This is a genomic window from Bradyrhizobium ferriligni (genome assembly GCF_056837965.1).
This window is the reverse complement of record NZ_JBXEJO010000371.1, coordinates 1-400: the sequence shown is the minus strand read 5'-3', so window position 1 is coordinate 400 and position 400 is coordinate 1. Positions and strand designations below refer to the sequence as shown.

At 62.0% G+C, this 400-nt stretch carries 1 protein-coding gene; it reads left to right on the top strand.

Features of this window, described 5'->3' with window-relative positions; genetic code table 11:
* Positions 1-400 (top strand): ribonuclease III family protein (locus AC1VNY_RS42830; protein ID WP_482409728.1); only part of this gene is annotated, 400 nt, incomplete at both ends.

Sequence of the window (400 nt, the reverse complement as noted above, 5' to 3'; positions counted from 1 at the left end):
GTTCGGCAAGCTGGATGAGGGCGATCTGTCGCGCGTGCGGGCCAATCTGGTCAAGCAACAGGCACTGTACGAGATCGCGCAGATGCTGCAGTTGCCCGATGCCCTGCGTTTGGGCGAAGGCGAATTGAAAAGCGGCGGTTTCCGCCGCCCATCTATCCTGGCCGATGCGCTGGAAGCGATTTTCGGGGCGGTGTTTCTCGACGGTGGCTTCGATGCAGCCCGCACGCTGATTCGCAAGCTGTACATCCCCATCCTCGAGCAGGTGGACCCGCGCACGCTCGGCAAGGACGCCAAGACGCTGTTGCAGGAGTACCTCCAAGGTCACAAGATTGCGTTGCCGCTGTACACGGTGGTGGCCACCCACGGCGCGGCGCATAATCAGCAGTTCGAGGTCGAGTGT